Here is a 25,688-nt window from a genome sequence, read left to right as displayed (position 1 = left end):
TATATGCTGAGCTTACTCTGGAATTTGGCTGCATTTATCGTTGCACTGGGTGTGTTAATTACCGTGCATGAGTTCGGCCATTTTTGGGTTGCTCGTCGCTGCGGTGTAAAAGTAGAACGTTTTTCCATTGGTTTTGGTAAAGCGCTCTGGTGTCGCACTGACCGTCATGGTACCGAATTTGTCATTGCCCTAATCCCTCTTGGCGGCTACGTCAAAATGCTTGATGAACGTGTTGAGCCGGTTAGCCCGGAACTGCGCCATCAGGCTTTCAATAACAAAACTGTTTCTCAACGAGCAGCAATTATTGCTGCCGGCCCGATTGCCAACTTTATCTTCGCTGTGTTTGCCTGGTGGCTGGTATTTATTATCGGTGTTCCTGGTATTCGTCCGATTGTTGGCGAAGTTATGCCCAACTCGATAGCGGCCGAGGCACAAATTGCACAAGGCACGGAACTTAAAGCGATAGATGGTATCGAAACGCCTGATTGGGAATCAGTTCAACTTGCGTTAATGGGCAAAATTGGCGATGACAGCGTCAAGATGACGACGGCACCGTTGGGCTCGAATCTGAAAAGTGAAAAAACGCTTGATTTGCGCCACTGGCAATTTGACCCAGAAAAGCAGAATCCGATCACTTCTTTAGGTATCGAACCACGTCGTCCGCAGATTGAGACATTACTACAGGAAGTACAGCCAAATTCCGCAGCGGAAAAAGCGGGTTTGCAAGCTGGCGACAGGATCGCTAAAGTCAACGGTGCGGCACTGATTCAGTGGACAGAATTTGTTAGTCAGGTGCGTGACAATCCAGGTCAACCACTGGAGCTAGAAATAGAAAGACAAGGGGCGCTCTTGTCTTTAACGTTGATACCGGATACAAAACTGGGTAAAGCGAAGGCTGAAGGGTTTGCGGGTGTGGTTCCAAAGGTTATCCCGCTACCGGATGAGTATAAAACAGTACGCCAGTATGGGCCGTTTGCGGCTGTTGCGGAAGCCACGGATAAAACCTGGCAACTGATGAAGCTTACGGTCAATATGCTGGGAAAATTAATAACCGGTGACATCAAGCTGAATAACCTCAGTGGGCCAATCTCCATAGCTCAAGGGGCTGGTATGTCAGCGGAATCTGGGTTGATTTACTATCTGATGTTCCTGGCGCTGATTAGCGTCAATCTGGGGATTATCAACCTGTTTCCGTTACCCGTCCTGGACGGGGGGCATCTGCTCTTTTTGGCGATTGAAAAACTGAAAGGTGGACCGGTTTCCGAGCGAGTTCAAGACTTTAGTTACCGCATTGGCTCTATATTGCTGGTGCTGTTGATGGGGCTTGCACTTTTCAATGATTTCTCTCGGTTTTAGAGAGAATTAGGTTAGGAAGAACGCATAACAACGATGGCGATGAAAAAGTTGCTCATAGCGTCGCTGCTGTTTAGCAGCGCCACCGTATACGGTGCAGACGGGTTCGTGGTGAAGGATATTCATTTCGAAGGCCTGCAGCGAGTCGCCGTCGGTGCGGCCCTCCTCAGCATGCCGGTTCGCGTAGGCGATACTGTCTCTGACGAGGATATCAGTAATACTATCCGTTCACTTTTTGCTACCGGGAACTTCGAAGATGTCCGGGTACTGCGTGATGGTGAAACGTTGGTTGTACAGGTGAAAGAACGCCCGACAATCGCGAGTATTACTTTCTCTGGTAACAAGTCCGTGAAGGACGACATGCTTAAACAGAACCTCGAGGCTTCTAGCGTGCGTGTCGGTGAGTCACTGGACAGAACAACCCTGGCCGATATTGAAAAAGGGCTGGAAGATTTCTATTACAGCGTTGGTAAATACAGTGCCAGCGTGAAAGCCGTTGTTACGCCACTGCCGCGTAACCGTGTTGACCTGAAACTGGTATTCCAGGAAGGCGTTTCCGCCAAAATTCAGCAAATCAACATCGTGGGCAACCATGCGTTTGCTACTGACGAGCTCATTTCGCACTTCCAGTTGCGTGATGAGGTGCCGTGGTGGAACGTGGTGGGCGATCGTAAATATCAGAAGCAGAAGCTTGCTGGTGATCTCGAAACACTGCGCAGTTACTACCTGGATCGTGGTTATGCACGCTTTAACATCGATTCTACCCAGGTCAGTTTGACGCCTGATAAGAAAAGCATTTACGTTACCATCAACGTGACAGAAGGTGATCAGTATAAGATTGCTGGCGTGACGGTGAGCGGTAATCTGGCAGGGCACTCAGCAGAAATTGAAACGCTGACTAAACTCAAGCCGGGCGAGCTTTATAACGGCACTAAAGTGACCAAAATGGAAGACGACATCAAGAAATTGCTGGGTCGTTATGGTTACGCCTATCCGCGCGTGCAAACACAATCTGAAATCAATGATGCAGACAAGACCGTTAAACTGCATGTTAACGTTGATTCAGGTAACCGTTACTACGTGCGTAAAATTCGCTTTGAAGGTAACGACACCAGTAAAGATTCTGTCCTGCGTCGCGAAATGCGCCAAATGGAAGGAACGTGGCTGGGTAGTGACCTTGTCGACTCAGGCAAAGAACGTCTGAACCGTCTGGGATACTTCGAAACTGTAGATGTCGACACGCAGCGTGTGGCAGGTAGCCCTGACCAGGTTGATGTGGTTTACAAAGTTAAGGAGCGTAATACCGGTAGCTTCAACTTTGGTATCGGTTACGGTACTGAAAGTGGTATCAGCTTCCAGGTGGGTGTCCAGCAGGATAACTGGCTTGGAACGGGTTACTCTGTCGGTATCAACGGGACCAAAAACGATTATCAGACATATGCGGAATTGTCCTTAACCGACCCGTACTTTACAGTTGATGGTGTGAGCCTTGGCGGTCGTGTCTTCTACAACGACTTTAAAGCAGATGACGCGGACCTTTCTGACTACACCAACAAAAGTTATGGTGTGGATGGAACCCTTGGTTTCCCGGTTAATGAAAACAACACGTTGCGTCTTGGTGTAGGTTATGTACACAACGACCTGTCCAACATGCAGCCGCAGGTTGCGATGTGGCGTTACCTGGATTCAATGGGTCAATCAGCGGGTACTACGTCGACTGATAATGGTTTTGCGGCAGATGACTTCACGCTGAACTATGGCTGGACGTATAACAAACTTGACCGTGGTTACTTCCCAACGGAAGGTTCACGTGTGAACCTGAACGGTAAAGTGACCGTACCAGGTTCTGACAACGAGTTCTACAAAGTCACGTTTGATACAGCAAGCTACTTCCCAATTGATGATGATCATACTTGGGTAATGTTAGGCCGTGCTCGTATTGGTTACGGTGATGGCCTGGGCGGCAAAGAAATGCCGTTCTATGAAAACTTCTATGCCGGAGGTTCCAGTACAGTCCGTGGCTTCCAGTCCAACAACATTGGTCCGAAAGCGGTCTATATTGGTGGTCCTGGAAATGATAATTGCGACCAGGATAACGGGTATTGCTCATCCGACGATGCAGTCGGTGGTAACGCAATGGCTGTGGCAAGTTTAGAACTTATCACGCCAACGCCATTCCTGAGCGAGAAGTATGCGAACTCGGTTCGTACCTCGCTGTTCATGGATATGGGTACCGTTTGGGATACAAACTGGGATAATGAGAAGTATGCTGCGGATGGGATTCCTGACTACAGTGACCCAAGCAACATTCGTATGTCCGCAGGTATTGCATTGCAATGGATGTCACCGTTAGGGCCGTTGGTGTTCTCTTATGCCCAACCGTTCAAGAAATATGAAGGTGACAAAGCGGAACAATTCCAGTTTAACATTGGTAAAACCTGGTAATTGTTTTGTGCAAAGGAATGCGAGTAAGCAGTGTCGCGTTGATGCCAGTTCGCTAAATGCAGAACTGGCACGCGCAAAAAGAGTGTCTCAGGACACATACGGGATGGTAAGGAGTTTATTGTGAAAAAGTGGTTATTTGCCGCAGGTCTTGGCCTCGCTATGGCTGCATCAGCCAGTGTTCAAGCAGCAGACAGCATTGCTGTAGTCAACATGGGTAATCTGTTCCAACAGGTTGCACAGAGCACCGGTGTGTCCAAAACTTTGGAAAACGAGTTCAAAGGCCGCGCGAGCGAGTTGCAGAAAATGGAAGGCGATCTGCAATCCAAAATGCAAAAGCTGCAACGTGATGGTTCTACCATGAAAGCTGCTGACCGTAGCAAAATGGAAAAAGATCTGATGGCTCAGCGCCAGCAGTTCCAGACCAAAGCTCAAGCTTTTGAACAAGACCGTAACCGTCGTTCTAACGAAGAACGTGGTAAACTGGTTACTCGTATTCAGAGCGCAGTGAAGAAAGTTGCTGACGACAAAGGCTACGACGTAGTTCTGGATACTAACACCGTTGCTTATGCAGGCAGCAGTGTAAAAGACATCACTTCAGATGTTCTGAAACAGGTTAAATAAGTAATGTCTTCAATTCGACTGGCTGATTTAGCCCAGCAGTTGGATGCAGAATTGCACGGTGATGGCGAACTCGTCATCACCGGCGTTGCATCTATGCAAACGGCAAAAGCAGGCCAAATTACATTCATGGTAAACCCTCGTTATCGTGAGCAATTGGCTGTTTGCCAGGCTTCTGCCGTCGTGATGACTGAAGCCGATCTTCCTTTCGCACATAGCGCAGCTTTGGTAGTGAATAACCCCTACCTGACTTATGCTCGTATGGCGCAAATTCTTGATTCCACGCCGCAACCTGCTCAAAATATCGCGTCAGGCGCGGTGGTTGATGCGACTGCGACGTTGGGTAAAAATGTCGCCATTGGCGCTAATGCGGTTATCGAATCTGGCGTAGTGCTGGGCGATAATGTCGTGATTGGCCCTGGCTGTTTCGTGGGCAAAAACACCAATATTGGTGCTGGCACTCGCCTGTGGGCGAATGTGTCGATCTATCACGAAATCCAGATTGGTGAGCAGTGCCTGGTTCAGTCCGGTACTGTCATTGGTTCTGATGGTTTTGGTTATGCTAACGATCGTGGAAACTGGGTGAAGATCCCCCAGCTTGGCCGAGTGATCATTGGCGATCGTGTTGAAATTGGTGCATGTACAACAATCGACCGTGGTGCACTGGACGACACGATTATTGGCAATGGTGTTATCATCGATAATCAATGCCAGATTGCACATAACGTTGTGATTGGCGACAATACTGCCGTTGCTGGTGGTGTCATCATGGCTGGTAGCCTGAAAATTGGGCGCTACTGTATGATTGGCGGTGCCAGTGTTATCAATGGTCATATGGAAATCTGCGATAAAGTCACCGTGACTGGAATGGGCATGGTAATGCGCCCAATCACAGAACCGGGAGTTTACTCCTCAGGTATTCCACTACAGCCAAACAAAGTGTGGCGTAAAACAGCCGCGTTGGTGATGAATATCGACGAAATCAGCAAGCGCTTGAAATCAGTTGAGAAAAAAATCAATCAACAAGACTAAAAGTCACCCGCCCAAGACGCGTTAGTGCTTACTGATTTGCGGCCTGCTAGCTATCCCGAGATAGCCGCAGGCCGTGTTATTATTGTCATTTGGTACATTTAGACAGGAAGAGTATCTTGACTATCGACACTCATACTCTGCACATCGAAGAGATTTTAGAACTTCTGCCGCACCGTTACCCGTTCTTGCTGGTAGATCGCGTGCTGGATTTTGAAGAAGGCCGTTTTTTACGTGCAGTAAAAAATGTCTCAGTAAACGAGCCGTTTTTCCAGGGCCACTTCCCTGGTAAACCGATTTTCCCAGGTGTTTTGATTCTTGAAGCGATGGCGCAAGCCACCGGTATTCTTGCGTTTAAAAGCGTAGGCAAACTGGAACCTGGTGAGCTTTATTACTTTGCTGGTATTGATGAAGCACGTTTCAAGCGCCCAGTCGTGCCTGGTGACCAGATGGTCATGGAAGTTACTTTCGAGAAAACCCGCCGTGGTCTGACGCGCTTCAAAGGCGTGGCAACTGTTGACGGTAAAATTGTCTGCGAAGCAACTATGATGTGTGCCCGCAGCCGGGAGAGTTAATACGTGATTGATAAATCCGCCTTTATTCATCCATCAGCCATTGTGGAAGAAGGTGCCGTCATCGGTGCTAACGTTCATATTGGTCCGTTTTGTATTGTTGGTCCGCATGTTGAGATCGGTGACGGTACCGTTCTGAAGTCTCATGTTGTGGTAAATGGTCATACGACTATTGGTCGCGATAACGAGATATATCAGTTCGCGTCCATTGGTGAAGTGAACCAGGATCTTAAATATGCTGGTGAACCAACCCGAGTGGAAATTGGCGACCGCAACCGCATTCGCGAAAGCGTAACCATCCATCGTGGAACAGAACAGGGCGGTGGCTTGACGAAGGTGGGTAGCGATAACTTACTGATGATTAACGCCCACGTGGCGCATGATTGTACGGTTGGTAATCGTTGTATCCTCGCGAATAACGCAACACTTGCTGGTCACGTTTGCGTTGATGATTTTGCCATCATCGGCGGCATGACCGCGGTGCACCAGTTCTGTATTATCGGTGCGCACGTGATGGTGGGTGGCTGCTCTGGTGTAGCACAAGATGTTCCACCGTATGTTATTGCGCAGGGCAACCACGCGACACCATTTGGCGTCAATATCGAAGGGCTTAAACGCCGCGGTTTCAGTAGAGAAGCAATCCACGCAGTTCGTAATGCGTATAAAATTCTCTACCGCAGCGGGAAAACCTTCGAAGAAGCTAAGCCTGAGATTGCTCAAATTGCCGAGCAACATCCAGAAGTGAACGCATTCGTTGAATTCTTCGCTCGTTCAACTCGTGGTCTGATTCGCTAAATGAAGCCTGGTCGTCCGCTTACGATTGCCCTGGTCGCCGGAGAAACTTCCGGCGATATTCTTGGTGCAGGTCTGATTCGTGCATTAAAAGCTCGTGTTCCTGATGCTCGCTTCGTGGGTGTCGCTGGGCCATTGATGCAGGCTGAAGGTTGTGAAGCCTGGTATGAAATGGAAGAGTTGGCCGTGATGGGCATTGTTGAAGTGCTGGGTCGCCTGCGTCGATTACTTCATATTCGTGCTGATTTGACTCGCCGTTTCACAGAATTACAGCCAGATGTTTTTGTCGGTATCGATGCGCCTGATTTTAACATCACGCTGGAAGGTAATCTCAAAAAGCAGGGTATTCGTACCATTCATTACGTCAGTCCTTCTGTTTGGGCATGGCGTCAAAAACGTGTTTTCAAAATTGGCAGAGCAACGGATTTAGTGCTCGCATTTCTGCCTTTCGAAAAAGCGTTTTACGATAGATTTAATGTGCCGTGTCGGTTTATCGGTCATACCATGGCGGATGCTATGCCGCTTGATCCTGATAAAAATGCCGCACGCGCGACTTTAGGTATTTCCCCTGAGGCTAAATGCCTGGCACTGTTGCCTGGTAGCCGCGGTGCAGAAGTTGAAATGCTCAGCGCAGATTTTCTCAAAACAGCACTTTTGCTGCGTGAACGTTTTCCGAGTCTGGAAATCGTTGTTCCGCTGGTTAATGCCAAACGTCGTGAACAATTCGAACGAATCAAAGCTGAAGTCGCTCCAGACTTGACGATGCACTTGCTCAATGGGCAAGGGCGCGAAGCGATGGTGGCGAGCGATGCCGCATTGCTGGCATCGGGTACCGCTGCACTGGAGTGCATGTTGGCGAAATGCCCGATGGTGGTTGGTTATCGCATGAAGCCGTTCACTTTCTGGCTTGCGAAGCGCCTGGTTAAAACTGATTACGTTTCATTGCCAAATCTGCTGGCTGGCCGTGAACTGGTTAAAGAGTTATTGCAGGATGAGTGTGAGCCCAATGCGCTTGCGAAGGCGCTGGGCCCGTTGCTTGAAGACGGTGCGCAGAGTCACCAAATGCATGACACCTTCCGCGATCTGCATCAGCAAATTCGTTGTAACGCAGATGAACAGGCCGCAGACGCCGTGCTGGAGCTCGCACAATGATTGAATTTATTTACCCTCATACGCACCTGGTAGCAGGTGTTGATGAAGTGGGTCGTGGCCCACTGGTTGGCGCAGTTGTCACTGCGGCGGTGATTCTTGATCCTGCAAAACCTATTATTGGCCTTGCTGATTCGAAGAAACTCTCTGAAAAACGCCGCAACGCGCTTTACGATGAAATCATCGAAAAAGCGCTGTCCTGGAGTCTTGGCCGAGCTGAACCGGAAGAGATCGACCAGTTAAACATTTTGCATGCCACTATGCTGGCGATGCAGCGTGCAGTTGCTGGCCTCAGTGTGGTGCCTGAATATGTGCTGATCGATGGTAACCGCTGCCCAGCGCTACCAATGCCTTCACTGGCGGTAGTAAAAGGCGACAGCCGGGTTGCAGAAATTAGCGCGGCATCGATAATTGCCAAAGTGACGCGCGATCGTGAAATGACAGAGCTAGACCTCTGTTTTCCGCAATACGGTTTTGCCCAACACAAGGGTTACCCTACCGCTTTTCATCTGGAAAAGTTGGCAGAGCATGGTGCGACTGAACATCATCGTCGTAGTTTTGCTCCGGTCAAACGCGCTCTCGGACTGGCGTCCTGATTTGCGGACGTACGTTACACATCTAAACGGAATGAGAAATGGCTGAACCACGTTTCGTACACCTGCGGGTGCACAGCGACTACTCTATGGTTGATGGCCTGGCAAAAACTGCTCCGCTGGTGAAGAAAGCCGCGGCGATGGGGATGCCGGCGATCGCTATCACCGATTTTACTAACCTTTGCGGGTTGGTGAAATTCTATGGTGCAGCTCATGGCGTAGGGCTTAAGCCGATCATCGGTGCTGATTTTAACGTTGCCAATGAGTTGTTGGGTGATGAGCTTAGCCATCTGACGGTTCTCGCCACCAATAATGACGGTTACCAGAACCTTACCCTGTTGATTTCTAAAGCCTACCAACGTGGTTATGGAGCAGCAGGCCCGATTATTGACCGAACCTGGCTTGCCGAGCTCAACGAAGGGCTGATCCTGCTGTCTGGCGGGCGGATGGGGGATATTGGCAAAAACTTGTTGCGTGGCAATACGGCACAGCTTGATCAGTGCCTGGAATTCTACCAGCAGTATTTTGCCGATCGCTTCTATCTGGAGCTGATTCGAACCGGCCGTCCCGATGAAGAAAGCTATTTACACGCCGCTGTGGCTTTGGCCGATGAGCGTGGTTTGCCGGTGGTGGCGACCAACGACGTCAGGTTTATTGAAGCCACAGATTTTGATGCTCACGAAATTCGTGTCGCGATTCACGACGGCTTTACGCTTGATGACCCGAAACGCCCACGCAATTACTCTTCGCAGCAATACTTGCGCACTGAAGAAGAGATGTGTGAGCTGTTTTCAGATATTCCGGAAGCGCTAGAAAATAGCGTAGAAATTGCCAAACGCTGTAATGTCACCGTGCGCCTGGGTGAGTACTTCTTGCCCCAATTCCCAACCGGTGAAATGTCGACCGAAGATTTCCTGGTGATGAAATCCCGGGAAGGGCTAGAAGATCGTCTGGAATTCTTATTCAAAGATCCTGAAGAGCGGGCAGCAAAACGGCCACCGTATGATGAGCGTCTGGAAATTGAACTCAAAGTTATCAACCAGATGGGGTTTCCTGGGTACTTTCTGATCGTAATGGAATTTATCCAGTGGTCCAAAGATAACGGTGTGCCAGTCGGCCCAGGTCGTGGTTCTGGTGCGGGCTCGCTGGTTGCTTACGCTCTGAAAATCACTGACCTCGATCCGCTTGAATTGGATCTGCTGTTCGAACGCTTCCTGAACCCGGAACGTGTTTCGATGCCTGACTTTGATATCGACTTCTGCATGGAGAAACGCGATCGGGTTATTGATCACGTGGCCGAAATGTATGGGCGTGAGGCGGTATCGCAGATCATTACTTTTGGTACCATGGCGGCAAAAGCGGTTATCCGCGATGTGGGCCGCGTACTGGGTCACCCGTACGGCTTTGTCGATCGTATTTCTAAACTGATCCCGCCAGATCCGGGAATGACGCTTGCCAAAGCGTTTGAGGTCGAGCCACAGCTTCCTGAAATCTACGAGGCTGACGAAGAAGTTAAAGCGCTAATCGATATGGCGCGAAAACTTGAAGGTGTGACGCGAAACGCTGGCAAACACGCCGGTGGTGTTGTCATCGCGCCAACCAAAATTACCGACTTTGCTCCGCTGTATTGCGATGACCAGGGGCAGAACCCGGTCACCCAGTTCGATAAAAATGATGTGGAATATGCGGGTCTGGTGAAGTTCGACTTCCTTGGCTTGCGTACGCTGACCATCATCGACTGGGCGTTGAAGATGATTAACCCGCGTCGGGCAAAGCAAGGTTTAGAGCCGATTGATATCGCCGCTATTCCGCTCGAAGACAAGAAAAGCTTCGACATGCTGCAACGCTCGGAAACCACTGCGGTGTTCCAGCTTGAATCCCGCGGCATGAAAGATTTGATTAAGCGTCTACAGCCTGACTGCTTCGAAGATATGATCGCACTGGTGGCGCTTTTCCGCCCTGGCCCGCTGCAATCAGGCATGGTTGATAACTTTATCGACCGTAAGCACGGGCGTGAAGCTATCTCTTATCCGGATATTCAGTGGCAGCATGAAAGCCTGAAACCGGTGCTGGAACCGACCTACGGCATCATCCTGTATCAAGAACAGGTTATGCAAATTGCGCAGGTTCTGGCGGGTTACTCGCTCGGCGGCGCAGATATGTTGCGTCGTGCGATGGGTAAAAAGAACCCAGCCGAGATGGCGAAGCAGCGTGGTGGCTTTGAAGATGGCGCGAAATCTCGCGGTATTGACGGCGAACTGGCGATCAAAATCTTTGACCTGGTAGAGAAATTCGCCGGTTACGGGTTTAACAAATCTCACTCCGCAGCTTACGCGCTGGTTTCCTACCAGACGCTATGGTTAAAAGCGCACTATCCGGCAGAATTTATGGCCGCAGTAATGACTGCGGATATGGATAACACCGAGAAAATCGTTGGCCTGGTCGACGAATGCTGGCGTATGGGTCTGAAAATTCTGCCACCAGATATTAACTCGGGTCTGTACCATTTCCACGTTAATGACGACGGGGAAATTGTTTACGGCATTGGCGCGATTAAAGGTGTTGGTGAAGGCCCAATTGAAGCGATAATTGAGGCGCGTAACGAAGGCGGTTATTTCCGTGAGTTGTTCGACCTCTGTGCGCGTGCTGACGTTAAAAAACTCAATAAACGTATCCTTGAAAAATTAGTGATGTCCGGGGCCTTTGACCGTCTTGGACCGCATCGGGCTGCACTTATGAATGCGCTGCCCGATGCGCTAAAAGCGGCTGATCAGCACGCTAAAGCGGAAGCTATCGGCCAGGTTGATATGTTCGGTGTACTGGCTGATGAACCAGAGCAGGTTGAACAGTCTTATGCCAGCGTGATGCCGTGGCCTGAGCAAGTGGTACTGGACGGCGAGCGTGAAACGCTGGGCTTGTATCTTACTGGCCACCCCATCACACAGTACCTTAAAGAAATTGAGCGCTATGTCGGTGGCATGCGCCTGAAAGAGATGCACCCGACAGAACGTGGTAAAATGACCACGGCTGCGGGTCTGGTGATTGCTTCGCGGGTGATGGTTACCAAGCGCGGCAATCGCATTGGCATCTGTACTCTGGATGACCGTTCTGGTCGCCTGGAAGTGATGCTATTCACAGATGCGTTAGAAAAGTACCAGCATCTGTTGGAAAAAGACCGTATCCTGATCGTCAGCGGACAGGTCAGCTTTGATGACTTCAGCGGTGGCCTTAAAATGACTGCTCGCGAAGTAATGGACATTGACGAGGCCCGCGAAAAGTATGCGCGTGGGCTTGCTATCTCGCTGACGGACAGGCAAATTGATGACCAGCTTTTGAACCGTCTCCGTCAGTCTCTGGAACCCCATCGTTCGGGGACCATTCCAGTACATCTCTACTATCAGAGAGCGGATGCACGAGCGCGTTTGCGTTTTGGCGCAGCATGGCGTGTATCCCCAAGCGATCGTTTGCTCAATGAGCTTCGCACGCTGATAGGCTCGGAGCAGGTGGAACTGGAGTTTGACTAATACAGGAATATTATGAGTCTGAATTTCCTCGATTTTGAACAGCCGATTGCAGAGCTGGAAGCGAAAATTGATTCCCTGACTGCAGTTAGCCGTCAGGACGAAAAGTTAGATATTAATCTCGACGAAGAAGTGCAGCGTCTGCGTGAAAAAAGCGTAGAACTCACACGTAAAATCTTCGCCGATTTAGGGGCATGGCAGATTGCTCAACTGGCGCGTCATCCGCAGCGCCCGTATACGCTTGATTACCTGCGTCTCGCTTTTGATGAGTTTGATGAGCTTGCGGGTGACCGTGCGTATGCTGACGATAAAGCTATTGTTGGCGGGATTGCGCGCTTAGATGGTCGTCCGGTGATGGTTATTGGCCATCAAAAAGGCCGTGAAACCAAAGAGAAGATTCGCCGTAACTTCGGTATGCCAGCACCTGAGGGGTATCGTAAAGCACTGCGTTTGATGGAAATGGCTGAGCGCTTCAAGATGCCAATCATTACCTTCATCGACACTCCAGGCGCATACCCTGGTGTGGGTGCGGAAGAGCGCGGTCAATCCGAAGCTATCGCTCGCAACTTGCGTGAGATGTCTGGCCTGAAAGTGCCCGTCATCTGTACCGTAATTGGTGAGGGTGGTTCTGGTGGTGCGTTGGCAATTGGTGTGGGCGATAAAGTGAATATGCTGCAGTACAGCACCTATTCCGTAATCTCCCCAGAAGGTTGTGCGTCAATTCTGTGGAAAAGTGCTGATAAAGCCCCTATCGCCGCAGAAGCGATGGGCATCATTGCTCCGCGCCTGAAAGAGCTGAAGCTGATTGATTCCGTCATTCCTGAACCGCTGGGCGGTGCGCACCGTAACGTGGAAGTAATGGCAGCATCACTGAAAGCGCAGTTACTGGCTGATTTAGCCGATCTGGACGTGCTGAATACCGAAGAGCTGTTGGCTCGTCGTTATCACCGTCTGATGAGCTACGGCTACGCGTGATAGCATGAAGCATTGCCAGGAAAGGTCAGAAGAAATTCTGGCCTTTTTTATTGCCTGAATCCCAGACTTTAAAAAGCTTTACACCACTGAGCTTGTCCTCAGCCTGATTTCAATAAACTATGCTTACTTAAAGGTTTTTTGCCAGGAGGTAAGCGTTGAATATTATTGCAATCATGGGCCCGCATGGTGTTTTCTACAAAGATGAGCCAATTAAAGAGTTACATAAAGCACTGGAAGTGCAAGGTTTCCGGCTCATTTACCCCACCAACAGCACCGACCTGCTTAAACTCATCGAACATAATCCGCGTATTTGTGGTGTCATTTTTGACTGGGACGAGTACAGCATGGATTTATGCAGCGAAATTAATGCGCTGAATGAATATTTGCCGCTGTATGCGTTTATCAATACGCACTCTTCGCTGGATGTCAGCGTCAACGAAATGCGCATGGCGCTGTGGTTTTTTGAATATGCTCTCAGTGCCGCTGACGACATCGCCCTGCGCATCCGTCAGTACACCAACGAGTATCTGGATAACATCACTCCGCCGTTAACTAAAGCGCTGTTTAACTATGTTAACGAAGGAAAATATACCTTCTGCACACCTGGCCACATGGCGGGCACGGCCTACCAGAAAAGCCCGGTCGGCTGCCTGTTCTACGATTTTTTTGGTGCGAACACTCTCAAGGCAGATGTCTCTATTTCGGTGACAGAACTGGGATCGTTACTGGATCACACAGGGCCGCATCTGGAAGCCGAGGAATACATCGCCCGTACTTTCGGTGCTGAACAGAGCTACATGGTGACTAACGGTACATCGACGTCGAATAAAATCGTTGGTATGTACGCAGCTCCTTCTGGCAGCACGGTGTTGATTGACCGTAATTGTCACAAATCGCTGACGCATTTGTTGATGATGACGGATTTGGTTCCCATCTGGCTCAAGCCGACTCGTAACGCGTTGGGGATTTTAGGCGGTATTCCGAAGCGTGAGTTTATGCGCGCGAGCATCGAAGAAAAGGTGGCGAACACTGAAAATGCGCAGTGGCCAGTTCATGCGGTCATTACCAACTCGACATACGACGGCTTGCTGTATAACACCGAATTTATCAAACAAACCCTGGATGTTCCGTCTATCCACTTTGACTCCGCCTGGGTGCCATACACCAATTTCCATCCGATTTATCAGGGGAAAAGTGGCATGAGCGGCGATCGGGTCGTGGGAAAAGTCATTTACGAAACTCAATCCACACACAAGTTACTGGCAGCGTTCTCACAAGCATCTCTGATTCATATTAAAGGGAATTACGACGAGGAGACTTTCAACGAAGCCTACATGATGCACACCACGACCTCGCCAAGTTATCCGTTGGTGGCGTCGATTGAAACGGCTGCAGCGATGCTGCGTGGTAACCCAGGTAAGCGGTTGATCAACCGTTCAGTAGAACGTGCGTTGCATTTTCGTCGTGAAGTTCAGCGTTTACGTGAAGAGACTGAGGATTGGTTCTTCGATATCTGGCAGCCGGAACACATAGACGAAGCGGCTTGTTGGCCTATTTCACCAGGCGAAGAAGACTGGCACGGCTTCAAAGATGCGGATGCCGACCATATGTACCTCGACCCGATTAAAGTCACCATTCTGACGCCGGGCATGGATGAGTTAGGTACGATGGCCGAGCAGGGGATCCCTGCGGCATTGGTGGCGAAGTTCCTTGATGAGCGTGGTGTGGTGGTTGAAAAAACCGGGCCGTATAACTTGCTCTTCCTGTTCAGTATTGGCATCGACAAAACCAAAGCTTTAAGTTTGCTGCGTGGTTTGACGGAGTTTAAACGCTCTTATGACCTCAATCTGCGGGTGAAAAACATGCTGCCAGATTTGTATGCCGAAGACCCAGATTTTTACCGCAATATGCGTATCCAGGATCTGGCGCAAGGCATTCATAAACTGATTAAGCAGCACAACCTTTCCGATCTGATGCTGCGGGCTTTTGATGTGTTACCGGAAATGAAAATGACACCGCACAAAGCCTATCAACAACAAGTGAAAGGCAACGTTGAAACGGTCGAAATTGAACAACTACTAAACCGTGTCTCGGCTAACATGATCCTGCCGTATCCGCCGGGTGTCCCGGTGGTGATGCCTGGTGAGATGATTACCGATGAAAGCCGCGCCGTGCTCGATTTCTTGCTGATGCTGTGCTCGGTTGGAGAACACTATCCCGGCTTTGAAACCGATATTCACGGCGCTAAATTGGGTGACGATGGCATCTACCGTGTACGAGTCTTAAAAACGGTTTAGGGTCTTGATTTAGCAAGGCGCGATAGTTACCGTGCGGAAAAGATAAAGGAGCACTTATGCTGGGTTTAAAACAAGTTCATCACATCGCGATTATTGCTTCGGACTACCCAATCAGTAAGCATTTTTACTGTGACATTCTCGGCTTCACGCTGCAGGCAGAGGCTTATCGTGAAGAGCGAGATTCATGGAAAGGGGATTTGGCGCTGAACGGGCAATATGTCATTGAGCTGTTCTCGTTTCCTTTTCCGCCTGCAAGGCCAAGCCGCCCGGAAGCTTGTGGGCTGCGCCATTTGGCGTTTAGCGTTGATGACATTGATAGCGCGATTGTTCATCTTGAGAAGCATGGCGTGAAGTGCGAACCCGTGCGTATCGATCCTTTCACGGATAAACGTTTTACTTTCTTTAGTGACCCAGATGGCTTACCGCTGGAGCTTTATCAGCAGTAACACTTGCCTCATATCTCGTTGCCCAGTAACGTGCTGGGCAAATCCTTATTCAAACTACTGATTATGCAACTTCGTCCTCTATTCACATTACTGCATCCGCACCAACAATTGCTGGTGGCGTTTAGTGGCGGGCTGGATTCCACGGTTTTACTGCATCAGTTGGTCACACTGCGTGACAGCCAGGCTGCAAATTATAAAATTCGTGCAATGCACATTCATCACGGCTTAAGCCCTTTCGCTGATGATTGGGCTGAGCATTGTCAGAAAGTGTGTTTGCAATGGAACGTGCCATGCGAAGTCAGACGAGTGCAGTTAGCCGACGACGGATTAGGCATTGAAGCTCACGCCCGGGCAGCACGTTATCAGGCGCTGACGGAAGCATTACTTCCTGAAGAGGTGCTACTCACAGCACAACATCTCGACGACCAATGCGAAACGTTTTTGTTGGCCCTAAAGCGTGGAAGTGGCCCTGCGGGATTATCCGCAATGCCAGTGCGCTTGCCTTTGGGCGAGACGGAATTAATCAGGCCGTTGCTCGGGCAAGCGCGTCAGCAGTTGCAAGCATGGGCGGATGAACACCAGCTAACCTGGATAGAAGACGAAAGTAATCAGGACGACAGCTACGACCGTAATTTCTTACGGCTGCGAGTGCTTCCTGAAATCCAACAGCGCTGGCCTCATTTCCCGCAAAGCGTGGCGCGCAGTGCGGAGTTGTGCGGTGAACAAGAACAACTACTTGATGAGTTGCTGGCCGAACAACTCGATGAACTCATTCAGTCTGATGGATCGTTGTTAATTGAGCCTATGCAGCCGTTGAGCGAGGTTCGTCGTGCTGCGCTGTTACGCCGTTGGATTGCCAGACAGAAAGCGGTGATGCCTTCCAGAGCAGCACTTGTGCGTTTATGGGATGAAGTGGCAACCAGCCGTGAGGATGCCAATCCGCGGCTGAAGTTTGGCTGCTATGAAGTCCGTCGTTTTCAGGGCGCGCTGTACTGGTTGCCAATAATCCATGGGTTAGGTGATGAAGTGGTTCGCTGGGCTGCGCCTTTCGAGCCATTAATCTTGCCCGACGGTTTGGGAGTGGTTCAACTTGTGGCAACCGGGCAAGAGATTCGTGCACCGCTGGATAACGAACCGGTGAGTATTCGATTTAAGGCTACCGGGCAGCTCCACATTGTCGGGCGGGATCGTGGCCGTAGCCTGAAAAAAATATGGCAGGAATTTGGCATTCCGCCATGGCTACGCGAGCGAACACCGCTGTTATATTACGGCGAAAAATTAATTGCCGCTCTGGGCGTTTTTGTCACCCAGGAGGGAAGGGCAACAGAACAATCATGCTGGCATGTCGACTGGCAAAAGGAGAATCAGCAGTGAAGAGAATATTTATTTTGGCCGGTGTGCTGGTGTGCGCTCAGCCTGTATGGGCAAAAGGTGATGCCGCAGCCGGTGAACAGAAAGCCATGATGTGTGTGGCCTGTCATGGCGCGACCGGGAAAGTTTCTGTACCGATGTACCCGAATCTGGCGGGGCAAAACCAGGCGTATCTTGAGCACTCATTGCAAGCGTATAAAAAAGGCGAACGCAGTGGCGGACAAGCGGAAATCATGAAGGCTTACGTCAGTGGTTTGTCTGATGAAGATATTAGCAATCTGGCGGCTTACTACGCGTCCATGAAACCGTAGTAAAAAAAACGGGCAGCCAAGTAAGGCTGCCCGCGCATGCGGATACTTTGCGTATCAGGACTCGCTAACTACGACAGTCCCAATTTCAGGATGGCTGAAACTGGTTATTTTATCGAGACGAACTTCGCGAGTGGCGCCGGCATCATCGACAATCAAATATTCGATGTTCTTACGAGATACCAGGTCACTGGCTTTCGCCTTGAAAACTTCTCCGCTCTTTAATTCCAGCGTCAATAATAAGTGATGCTGGCAGGCGAGCTCGAGATTGTCATAATCATCACAATTGATGGGTTGATAGGCATCATTCATTGACATAATCGCTCACCAGTAAGTTCGCGGCAGCATACGCCGCCTGTTCCCTGATAGATTCTGGTTGTGCTTCGTTGGAAGCCACTTCGTTCAGCACCTTCAAGACGCAACCTAGTGCATCCGGAATGTAACCCAAATCTCCGCTGGCTATTTCCGCATAGCGCTTTCGTACTAATTCACAATACTTTTCCACACGCCCTCCTTTCAGAGTCCCGACCTCAGACTTAATCGTGGGATGCAAGTTAAGCCTACGAAGATAAACTCTGTTTAGCAAGGTGACTATACCACAGTGATGAAAGCGATATCAGCAGCGTAACTCTCTACATCAGTGAATACATAACAGCGTTTTAGCGAGGTTTTCGTTACAATGACTGCCTAATTAGTGTGGAGAAGTGTGATGGCGTTAAAAGCGACAATCTATAAAGCGATGGTGAATGTTGCCGATCTCGATCGAAATCAGTTTCTGGATAGCAACCTGACGCTTGCGCGCCATCCTTCGGAAACTCAAGAACGCATGATGCTGCGTTTGCTGGCGTGGATTAAATATGCCAATGAGCGCCTGCAGTTTTCTCGCGGATTAAGTGCTGAAGACGAGCCTGAAATCTGGCAGCGCAACGATCATATGGGCATCGACTTGTGGATTGAACTCGGTCTGCCGGAAGAAAAACGCCTGAAAAAAGCCTGTAGCCAATCTGCAGAAGTGGCGCTGTTTACTTATAACAGCCGTGCCGCAGAAATCTGGTGGCAGCAGCATCAAAATAAACTCAAGCAATACCAAAACTTGTCTATCTGGTACCTGGATGATGAGCAACTGGCGAAGCTGTGTGAGTTCGGCACGCGCTCAATGAACTTGCAGGCCACGATTCAGGATGGTGCGATTTGGCTGTCTGATGCTGAGAATAATCTCGAAATTCACTTCACGGCCTGGCAGCATCATTGATGATTGTCGTCTCTCGTGCGGTAGCCATACCGGACAACGAAGTCACCATTACGGCTATCCGCGCACAAGGAGCGGGTGGCCAGCATGTGAATAAAACCTCAACGGCAATCCATTTGCGTTTTGACATTCGAGGCTCCAGCCTGCCAGAGTATTATAAAGAACGCTTATTGGCGGCCAGCCATCATCTGATTACGCCTGATGGTGTGGTTGTGATTAAAGCGCAGGAATATCGTAGCCAGGAAATGAATCGTGAAGCGGCGGTGGCAAGGCTCGTTTCCTTGATTCAGGAATTAACCGTTGAGCAGAAAAACCGTCGGGCGACCCGGCCTACACGCGCGTCAAAAGAGCGCCGTCTGGCATCGAAATCACAAAAATCTACGACTAAGTCGCTACGAGGAAAAGTCCGTCGCCCTGAATGACGAACGGCAAAGAAATTGACCAGCAGAAGGAAGAGATGGTGAAAAAAATACTATTGTCAGCTGTGGCTGTGTGCAGTTTGTTCGCTCTTTTTGGCTGTAATAACCGGGCCGAAGTTCAAACGTTGCAGCAGACGCAAGTTGCAGAGCTGCAACCGATGCAGCAAAGCTACCGTGGTGTTTTACCTTGTGCGGATTGCTCAGGAATTGAAACCTCGCTGTTTTTGGAAAAAGATGGCTCGTGGGTCATGAATCAGCGCTACGAGGGCGCGAAAGAGCCAGCGGTATTTGCCTCATATGGCAGTTGGGCGCGTACGGCTGATAAATTAGTGTTGACCGCAAGCGACGGTGAAAAGCTCTACTTCCGTCCTAAAGGTGATAGCCTGGAAATGTTGGATAGGAGTGGCAATCCCATTGAGTCACAGCTCAATTACACGCTACAGCCGATGAAAGACGCTCTGCCTGCGACACCAATGACCATGAAAGGCATGTATAAGTACATGGCTGATGCGGCAATTTTCCAGGATTGTGCGACAGGGAAAACCTTTGACGTTGCCAGCAATGCTGAACTTGAGCGTGGCTATGCGGCCGCACGTGGCGAGGATTTCCAGCCCGTGTTGCTGGTGGTTGAAGCGCACTTTGCCTTACAGGCTTCACCTGATAGCGGCGAATTGAGAAAAACAGTGGTTGCAGACCGGGCCGCTAAGTTCGAGCCGAAGAAAACCTGCCACGACTAATCAAATGAATAAAAAAAGCCCCGCTAAGAAATTAGCGGGGCTTTTTACTGAACACAATTGTTGTTAGCGTTTAATCTGCGCCAGCAGGAAATCAATGATTTCGCTGGTTTTGATCATCTGCTTCTCGCCTTCACGACGGTTTTTGTATTCGACTTCTTCGCTATCAAGGTTACGATCGCCGATAACGACAGTGTGCGGAATACCAATCAGTTCCATGTCCGCAAACATTACGCCTGGGCGTTCTTTGCGGTCATCCATCAGTACTTCAATGCCTTTGGCACGCAGAGTCGAATACAGCTCTTCTGCCAACTCTTTCACACGGAAAGATTTGTGCATATTCATTGGCAGAATAGCAACCTGGAACGGAGCAATCGCATCTGGCCACAGAATGCCACGGTCGTCATAGTTCTGCTCAATGGCAGCTGCTACTACGCGAGTCACACCGATACCGTAGCAACCCATTGTCAGCGTCTGATTGCGACCATCTTCACCCTGAACAGATGCTTTCATCGCTTCTGAATACTTGGTGCCGAGCTGGAAGATATGGCCCACTTCGATGCCGCGTTTAATCAGCAAAGTTCCTTTGCCATCAGGGCTTGGGTCGCCTTCAACCACGTTACGAATGTCGGCAACTTCTGGCAGCGCAACATCACGTTCCCAGTTAATACCAACCAAGTGTTTACCGTCGATGTTTGCACCCGCAGCGAAGTCGCTCATCGCCGCAACAGTACGGTCAACAACCACCGGAATAGGCAGATTGACTGGGCCAAGTGAACCAGGGCCTGCTTTAACAACTGCACGAATTTCTTCTTCGGTCGCGAAAGTCAGTGGGCTGGCAACCTGTGGCAGTTTCTCTGCTTTGACTTCGTTCAGTTCGTGATCGCCACGAACCAGCAGAGCAACCAGAGGATAAGCACTCCCTTCGGTGGCTTTGACCATCAAAGTCTTCACTGTTTTTTCAACTGGCAGATTGAACTGCTCAACCAGCTCAGCGATGGTTTTTGCGTTCGGGGTGTCGATCTGCGTCATTTCAACAGTCGGTGCCGCACGGCCGCCAACTGGAGCAACCGCTTCAGCAAATTCGATGTTAGCTGCGTAATCAGACTCGGTTGAGAAGATGACATCATCTTCGCCGCTTTGTGCCAGCACCTGGAATTCGTGAGATGCACTGCCGCCGATAGAACCGGTATCAGCTTCTACTGCGCGGAAATCCAGACCCATACGGCTGAAGATTTTGCTGTAAGCCTGATACATCGCATCGTAAGTTTCCTGCAAGGATTCCTGAGAAGTATGGAAAGAGTAAGCGTCTTTCATCAGGAATTCACGGGAACGCATCACGCCGAAACGTGGGCGAACTTCGTCACGGAACTTAGTCTGAATCTGGAAGAAGTTCAGTGGCAGCTGTTTGTAAGAGCTGAGTTCATTACGAATCAAGTCAGTGATGACTTCTTCGTGAGTTGGGCCGAGGACAAATGGACGATCGCCACGGTCAACAAAACGCAGCAGCTCCGGGCCATACTGTTCCCAACGACCGCTCTCCTGCCACAAATCTGCGGGCTGAACCACGGGCATGCACATCTCGATGGCACCGGCGTTGTTCATCTCTTCACGCACGATGTTTTCGACTTTTTTCAGGACACGCAGACCGGTCGGCAACCAGGTATACAAACCTGAAGCGAGTTTACGGATCATCCCGGCGCGCAGCATCAGTTGATGGCTGATGACCTCGGCGTCGGCTGGTGTCTCCTTCAATGTGGAGAGCAGATATTGGCTAGTACGCATGTTGTTACGGTTCCATTTGAACGGCAGATAACTGGCTACCTGAGTAGCCTGATGCAAAATAAGTGTTTTAGTTTACCAGTGTGGCAGGAATGTCAAAAGAGAAGGGCGATAAATTAACGGTTCTCAACGGCAAACACTTCTGAACCTAGCTCGGTAACACGCCAGCGGACGTTAAAATCCAGCAATAAAACGGCGTAGCTTTTACCTGGCTCTTCAGCTTTGCGATAAGCCGGGCGAGGGTCCTGAGCCAGTACCTGACGGATGAAACGCTCAATGTGGGGAAAACGTTTCTCAAGCAGCAATAACTGCTGCTGTACTTCAGGTGTGAAATAAACCGGCATATCGGCTGCGGGGGCGTTTTGCGCGTATCCCGCAATGGCTTCTGGTACAGCTTCAGCAAATGGCAAATAAGGTTTGATATCAACCACCGGTGTGCCATCGACCAAATCGAGACTCCCCAATTGCAAAATGACCTGATCTTTTTGGCAGCGAATGCCTTTCAGTTCAACTAATGACATTCCAATGGGATTTGGTCGGAATGTCGAACGCGTAGCGAAAACACCCATTCGGGCATTGCCACCCAGACGAGGTGGGCGCACCGTGGGCCGCCAGCCGCCTTCCATCGTTTGATGAAAAACAAATAGCAGCCATAAATGACTAAAGCCTTCGAGGCCACGAACCGCATCTGCCACGTTATACGGTGGCAGAAAATGCAACTCGCCACCGCCATCAGCCACTAAACCGGGCTGACGGGGAACGGCAAACTTCTCTTTATAAGGGGAGCGAATAACGCCAATCTGCTCAAAGCTAAACGCTGTCATTTTGCCGATACGTTCAATGCCGAACCTACACAAACGGCCTGCCGGTAGCAACCTGGTGTGCCGCTGGTAACATCACAGCTATGCAATAACACCGCGTTGGCTTTCATTTTTGAGGCGTTGACTTGCAAGCGTTTGCGGGCAGTTGGGATATTCGGTGGAGAATCTTGATTGCTCACCTGGCATGAATCGCCGCTGACTTCACCGAGATCACGGAAAGGTTTACCCACTAACTCTTCAGCATTGGTATAGATTTTTACGGGGGCAGGGCGCACGACTTTTGGTTTTGCAGGCTCCTGTTTCGGTGGTGTTGCGGTGCTTTTGATGGGCTCAACAGGGGATCTGCTTAGCATCGTACAGCCGCTCAGCATGACTGCTAATAAACAGATCGGTAAAGCACGCATAATTTTTCCTCAATGAATGATAAAACGCGATTATTGAATCAAGCTATTGCACAAATAACAAGACGGGCTTTCGCCCGCCTTAGAATATTTACGCAAAAATAAAAGAATGGAAACTTACCAGCCTTTTACTGCGCCGCCGTTGAAGACTTTGTTTGCTGCTTCGTAAACTTCGTCAGACTGGTAAGCCTGAACGAATTTCTTCACGTTTTCTGCATCTTTATTGTCTTCGCGGGAAACGATCAGGTTCACGTATGGAGAGTCTTTGTCTTCAACGAAGATACCATCTTTCGCTGGAGTCAGGCCAATCTGGCTTGCGTAAGTGGTGTTGATGATAGCCAGCGCAATCTGAGCATCGTCCAGGGAGCGTGGCAGCTGTGGAGCTTCCAGTTCAACCAGCTTCAGATTTTTAGGGTTTTCAGTTACGTCCAGAACGGTTGGCAGCAGACCCACGCCATCTTTCAGTTTAATCAGACCTTGTTTTTGCAGCAGCAGCAAAGAACGGCCAAGGTTAGTTGGGTCGTTTGGCAGAGCGATTTGCGCGCCAGCTTGCAGTTCATCTACAGATTTGATTTTTTTGGAGTAGCCAGCAATCGGGTAAACGAAAGTATTGCCTACACCAACCAGTTTGTAGCCACGGTCTTTGATCTGCTGATCCAGGTATGGTTTGTGTTGGAAAGCGTTAGCATCGATATCGCCCTTGCTCAGTGCTTCGTTAGGCAGAACGTAGTCGTTAAAAGTAACCAGCTCAACATCCAGGCCGTATTTCTCTTTTGCGACTTTCTGCGCAACTTCGGCAACCTGCTGCTCAGCACCAACAATGACGCCTACTTTAATATGGTTTGGATCTTTCTCGTCCTGACCACAACCCACTAGTGCCAGAGAACCAATCAGAGCACCAACTGCCGCAAAGGTTTTAAATTTAAAAGACATATCCTTTCCTTACTATGTGTAAAAAACGATGTTGTGTTGAACGTATTATTTGTGAGTTACAGCCCGGACGATACGATCGCCAGAGAATTGAATTAAATACACTAATACTACCAATAACACTAATACCGTATTCATCACGGTAGCGTTATAACCGATATAACCATACTGATAACCAATCTGACCTAAGCCACCGGCACCAACGGCACCGCCCATCGCGGAATAACCTACGAGAGTAATCAGTGTAATGGTGGCTGCATTTACCAGACCTGGCAGTGCTTCTGGCAGCAGAACTTTGCGGATGATTTGCATTGGAGTTGCACCCATTGCGCGTGAAGCTTCAATCAGACCCGATGGGATTTCTAACAGGGCGTTTTCCACCATACGTGCGATGAACGGTGCTGCACCTACGGTTAATGGAACGATTGCCGCTTGCAGGCCAATTGAAGTGCCGACAATGGTGCGGGTAAACGGAATCATCCATACCAGCAATATAATGAACGGTATAGAACGGAAGATATTCACTAACGCCGAAAGGCTGTTATAAAGCTTGGCGTTCTCGCTGATTTGACCCGGACGTGTAATATAGAGGAGCACACCAACAGGTAGCCCAAGCACGAAGCCAAAGAAGCCAGACACAAAAGTCATTGCCAGCGTCTCATACACTCCTTTAAGGAGTAACCACATCATTGGCTCAGACATAACCCAGCACCTCTACTTTTACATGTTGCTGCTGCAAGTATGCGATCGCAGCGTCCATATCCTGATGTTCTCCATGCAACTCGCACAGCATAATGCCGAACTTCACACCACCGGCGTAATCCATCTGCGCGCTGATGATATTGCTATTCACATTAAAGCGACGGGCTGTTTCGGAAAGTAACGGCGCATCAACCGATTGGCCGGTAAATTCCAGGCGCAGCAATGGAACGGTATCTCCACTCTTTTCTGTACTTAAGCGTTGCGCGTAATCCTCAGGAATATCCAGATGCAGAGTGGACTGAATAAACTGTTGTGCAAGTGGTGTCTTCGGATGAGAGAACACTTCACTTACCGTATCTTGTTCTATTAATTCACCGTCGCTAATCACCGCGACACAATCACAGATGCGTTTTACAACATCCATTTCATGGGTAATCAATAGAATAGTCAGACCAAGACGGCGGTTAATATCTTTCAACAGTTCGAGAATGGAACGTGTTGTTGCTGGATCAAGCGCGCTGGTGGCTTCATCGCATAGAAGAACTTTCGGGTTGCTTGCCAGCGCTCGAGCAATCGCAACACGCTGCTTTTGTCCACCAGAGAGGTTGGCTGGGTACGCATCGTGCTTTTCGCTCAGACCGACCAAATCGAGTAATTCAGATACGCGGTGTTTGATTTCTTCGCGCGGTGTATTGTCCAACTCTAAAGGCAAAGCGACGTTGCCATACACAGTGCGGGAAGAGAGTAAGTTAAAGTGCTGGAAAATCATGCCAATCTGACGACGTGCTTTGGTTAGCTGGCTTTCAGAAAGAGTCGTCAATTCCTGGCCATCGACCAGAATAGAACCTTGTGTTGGACGCTCAAGCAGGTTCACACAACGGATCAATGTGCTTTTCCCTGCACCAGATGCGCCAATCACGCCATAAATTTGCCCAGCAGGAACATGCAGACTGACGTTATTCAACGCCTGTATGCTGCGGTTACCTTGCTGGAACACTTTGGTGATATTAGAAAGTTTTATCATTAGGTTATTTATTATCGTATGAGTGTAAGCCGTGGCATTTTCTGCTGCCGATAACGGGCGATGACCGTTATCGATATGGATGTTAAGGCATCCAGACGTCTAAATCAATCAGCGAATGATTGTCTGTTCTCGCCCAAATAGTAATTCATGCGATACT

25 protein-coding genes are annotated in these 25,688 nt (G+C 49.6%); 17 read left to right on the top strand and 8 right to left on the bottom strand.

Annotated features, from left to right (window positions below; genetic code table 11):
• Nucleotides 1-3: 3 nt before the first annotated feature.
• The 14 genes from rseP (at nucleotide 4) to D8682_RS11025 (ending at nucleotide 17,472) form a co-directional block, all read left to right on the top strand.
• Entirely contained in the window at nucleotides 4-1,356 is a 1,353-nt protein-coding gene (gene rseP / locus D8682_RS11090) for a sigma E protease regulator RseP (RefSeq protein WP_121814273.1), read from the top strand.
• 33 nt (nucleotides 1,357-1,389) lie between these two features.
• Complete coding sequence (bamA, locus tag D8682_RS11085; RefSeq protein WP_121814272.1) at nucleotides 1,390-3,798, top strand: outer membrane protein assembly factor BamA; 2,409 nt, start codon at nucleotides 1,390-1,392, stop codon at nucleotides 3,796-3,798.
• Between the two features lie 120 nt (nucleotides 3,799-3,918).
• Entirely contained in the window at nucleotides 3,919-4,419 is a 501-nt protein-coding gene (skp, locus tag D8682_RS11080; protein ID WP_121814271.1) for a molecular chaperone Skp, read from the top strand.
• Nucleotides 4,420-4,422: 3 nt separating this feature from the next.
• Nucleotides 4,423-5,448, top strand: a complete 1,026-nt coding sequence (gene lpxD, locus D8682_RS11075; protein WP_121814270.1) for a UDP-3-O-(3-hydroxymyristoyl)glucosamine N-acyltransferase — start codon at nucleotides 4,423-4,425, stop codon at nucleotides 5,446-5,448.
• Between the two features lie 116 nt (nucleotides 5,449-5,564).
• Nucleotides 5,565-6,020: a 3-hydroxyacyl-ACP dehydratase FabZ gene (gene fabZ, locus D8682_RS11070; protein WP_064539768.1), complete on the top strand. Its 456-nt coding sequence runs from the start codon at nucleotides 5,565-5,567 to the stop codon at nucleotides 6,018-6,020.
• A 3-nt stretch (nucleotides 6,021-6,023) separates the two neighbouring features.
• Nucleotides 6,024-6,812: an acyl-ACP--UDP-N-acetylglucosamine O-acyltransferase gene (gene lpxA / locus D8682_RS11065; protein ID WP_064539766.1), complete on the top strand. Its 789-nt coding sequence runs from the start codon at nucleotides 6,024-6,026 to the stop codon at nucleotides 6,810-6,812.
• Entirely contained in the window at nucleotides 6,813-7,961 is a 1,149-nt protein-coding gene (lpxB, locus tag D8682_RS11060; protein ID WP_064539764.1) for a lipid-A-disaccharide synthase, read from the top strand.
• Nucleotides 7,958-8,554 (top strand): ribonuclease HII, encoded by a 597-nt coding sequence (gene rnhB, locus D8682_RS11055; protein WP_064539762.1) that lies wholly within the window; start codon nucleotides 7,958-7,960, stop codon nucleotides 8,552-8,554. Before lpxB ends, rnhB begins: the two co-directional genes overlap by 4 nt.
• A 38-nt stretch (nucleotides 8,555-8,592) precedes the next feature.
• The gene (gene dnaE, locus D8682_RS11050) at nucleotides 8,593-12,075 is read left to right on the top strand and encodes a DNA polymerase III subunit alpha (RefSeq protein ID WP_064539760.1); all 3,483 of its coding nucleotides are present in this window, start codon (nucleotides 8,593-8,595) and stop codon (nucleotides 12,073-12,075) included.
• A 12-nt stretch (nucleotides 12,076-12,087) separates the two neighbouring features.
• Nucleotides 12,088-13,047 (top strand): acetyl-CoA carboxylase carboxyl transferase subunit alpha, encoded by a 960-nt coding sequence (accA, locus tag D8682_RS11045; protein ID WP_064539758.1) that lies wholly within the window; start codon nucleotides 12,088-12,090, stop codon nucleotides 13,045-13,047.
• Nucleotides 13,048-13,202: 155 nt separating this feature from the next.
• A complete protein-coding gene (locus D8682_RS11040) occupies nucleotides 13,203-15,344 on the top strand; it encodes a lysine decarboxylase LdcC (protein WP_064539756.1) in 2,142 nt (713 codons plus the stop codon).
• Between the two features lie 56 nt (nucleotides 15,345-15,400).
• Nucleotides 15,401-15,790, top strand: a complete 390-nt coding sequence (locus D8682_RS11035) for a VOC family protein (protein WP_064539754.1) — start codon at nucleotides 15,401-15,403, stop codon at nucleotides 15,788-15,790.
• Between the two features lie 63 nt (nucleotides 15,791-15,853).
• Nucleotides 15,854-17,164 (top strand): tRNA lysidine(34) synthetase TilS, encoded by a 1,311-nt coding sequence (gene tilS, locus D8682_RS11030; protein WP_121815685.1) that lies wholly within the window; start codon nucleotides 15,854-15,856, stop codon nucleotides 17,162-17,164.
• Nucleotides 17,161-17,472 (top strand): cytochrome c, encoded by a 312-nt coding sequence (locus tag D8682_RS11025; RefSeq protein ID WP_064539752.1) that lies wholly within the window; start codon nucleotides 17,161-17,163, stop codon nucleotides 17,470-17,472. The genes tilS and D8682_RS11025 overlap by 4 nt, the downstream gene beginning before the upstream one ends.
• Before the next feature lie 54 nt (nucleotides 17,473-17,526).
• On the opposite strand, the gene rof is transcribed toward D8682_RS11025, so the two are convergent.
• Nucleotides 17,527-17,787, bottom strand: coding sequence for a Rho-binding antiterminator (rof, locus tag D8682_RS11020; protein WP_121815684.1), 261 nt, complete (start codon nucleotides 17,785-17,787; stop codon nucleotides 17,527-17,529).
• The gene (locus D8682_RS11015) at nucleotides 17,774-17,974 is read right to left on the bottom strand and encodes a YaeP family protein (RefSeq protein WP_064540227.1); all 201 of its coding nucleotides are present in this window, start codon (nucleotides 17,972-17,974) and stop codon (nucleotides 17,774-17,776) included. The genes rof and D8682_RS11015 overlap by 14 nt, the downstream gene beginning before the upstream one ends.
• A gap of 204 nt (nucleotides 17,975-18,178) precedes the next feature.
• On the opposite strand from D8682_RS11015, the gene D8682_RS11010 reads away from it, so the two are divergent.
• The 3 genes from D8682_RS11010 to nlpE are packed head-to-tail and all read left to right on the top strand — an operon-like array spanning nucleotide 18,179 to nucleotide 19,874.
• Complete coding sequence (locus D8682_RS11010) at nucleotides 18,179-18,721, top strand: YaeQ family protein (protein ID WP_064539748.1); 543 nt, start codon at nucleotides 18,179-18,181, stop codon at nucleotides 18,719-18,721.
• Nucleotides 18,721-19,140, top strand: coding sequence for an alternative ribosome rescue aminoacyl-tRNA hydrolase ArfB (gene arfB, locus D8682_RS11005; RefSeq protein WP_121814268.1), 420 nt, complete (start codon nucleotides 18,721-18,723; stop codon nucleotides 19,138-19,140). The genes D8682_RS11010 and arfB overlap by 1 nt, the downstream gene beginning before the upstream one ends.
• Nucleotides 19,141-19,178: 38 nt before the next feature.
• A complete protein-coding gene (gene nlpE, locus D8682_RS11000) occupies nucleotides 19,179-19,874 on the top strand; it encodes an envelope stress response activation lipoprotein NlpE (protein WP_121815683.1) in 696 nt (231 codons plus the stop codon).
• A 63-nt stretch (nucleotides 19,875-19,937) separates the two neighbouring features.
• On the opposite strand, the gene proS is transcribed toward nlpE, so the two are convergent.
• From proS to metN, 6 genes are all read right to left on the bottom strand, one after another.
• The gene (gene proS / locus D8682_RS10995) at nucleotides 19,938-21,656 is read right to left on the bottom strand and encodes a proline--tRNA ligase (RefSeq protein ID WP_121814267.1); all 1,719 of its coding nucleotides are present in this window, start codon (nucleotides 21,654-21,656) and stop codon (nucleotides 19,938-19,940) included.
• A gap of 113 nt (nucleotides 21,657-21,769) precedes the next feature.
• The gene (tsaA, locus tag D8682_RS10990) at nucleotides 21,770-22,477 is read right to left on the bottom strand and encodes a tRNA (N6-threonylcarbamoyladenosine(37)-N6)-methyltransferase TrmO (RefSeq protein WP_064539741.1); all 708 of its coding nucleotides are present in this window, start codon (nucleotides 22,475-22,477) and stop codon (nucleotides 21,770-21,772) included.
• Nucleotides 22,474-22,878 carry an Rcs stress response system protein RcsF gene (gene rcsF / locus D8682_RS10985; protein WP_064539739.1) on the bottom strand — a complete coding sequence of 135 codons (405 nt, stop codon included), beginning with the start codon at nucleotides 22,876-22,878 and terminating at the stop codon, nucleotides 22,474-22,476. Before rcsF ends, tsaA begins: the two co-directional genes overlap by 4 nt.
• A gap of 114 nt (nucleotides 22,879-22,992) precedes the next feature.
• Nucleotides 22,993-23,808 carry a methionine ABC transporter substrate-binding lipoprotein MetQ gene (metQ, locus tag D8682_RS10980; RefSeq protein WP_064539737.1) on the bottom strand — a complete coding sequence of 272 codons (816 nt, stop codon included), beginning with the start codon at nucleotides 23,806-23,808 and terminating at the stop codon, nucleotides 22,993-22,995.
• A gap of 45 nt (nucleotides 23,809-23,853) precedes the next feature.
• Nucleotides 23,854-24,507 (bottom strand): methionine ABC transporter permease MetI, encoded by a 654-nt coding sequence (locus D8682_RS10975; protein ID WP_064539735.1) that lies wholly within the window; start codon nucleotides 24,505-24,507, stop codon nucleotides 23,854-23,856.
• On the bottom strand, nucleotides 24,500-25,531 hold the full coding sequence (gene metN / locus D8682_RS10970) for a methionine ABC transporter ATP-binding protein MetN (RefSeq protein ID WP_121814266.1): 1,032 nt from the start codon (nucleotides 25,529-25,531) through the stop codon (nucleotides 24,500-24,502). The genes D8682_RS10975 and metN overlap by 8 nt, the downstream gene beginning before the upstream one ends.
• Between the last annotated feature and the right edge of the window lie 157 nt (nucleotides 25,532-25,688).

Origin of the sequence: Buttiauxella sp. 3AFRM03 (assembly GCF_003675305.1) — a bacterium.
GTDB classification, from domain to species: Bacteria; Pseudomonadota; Gammaproteobacteria; order Enterobacterales; family Enterobacteriaceae; genus Buttiauxella; species Buttiauxella ferragutiae.
Note: the sequence above shows the minus strand (reverse complement) of the source record. Positions and strands in the feature narration are given on the sequence as shown.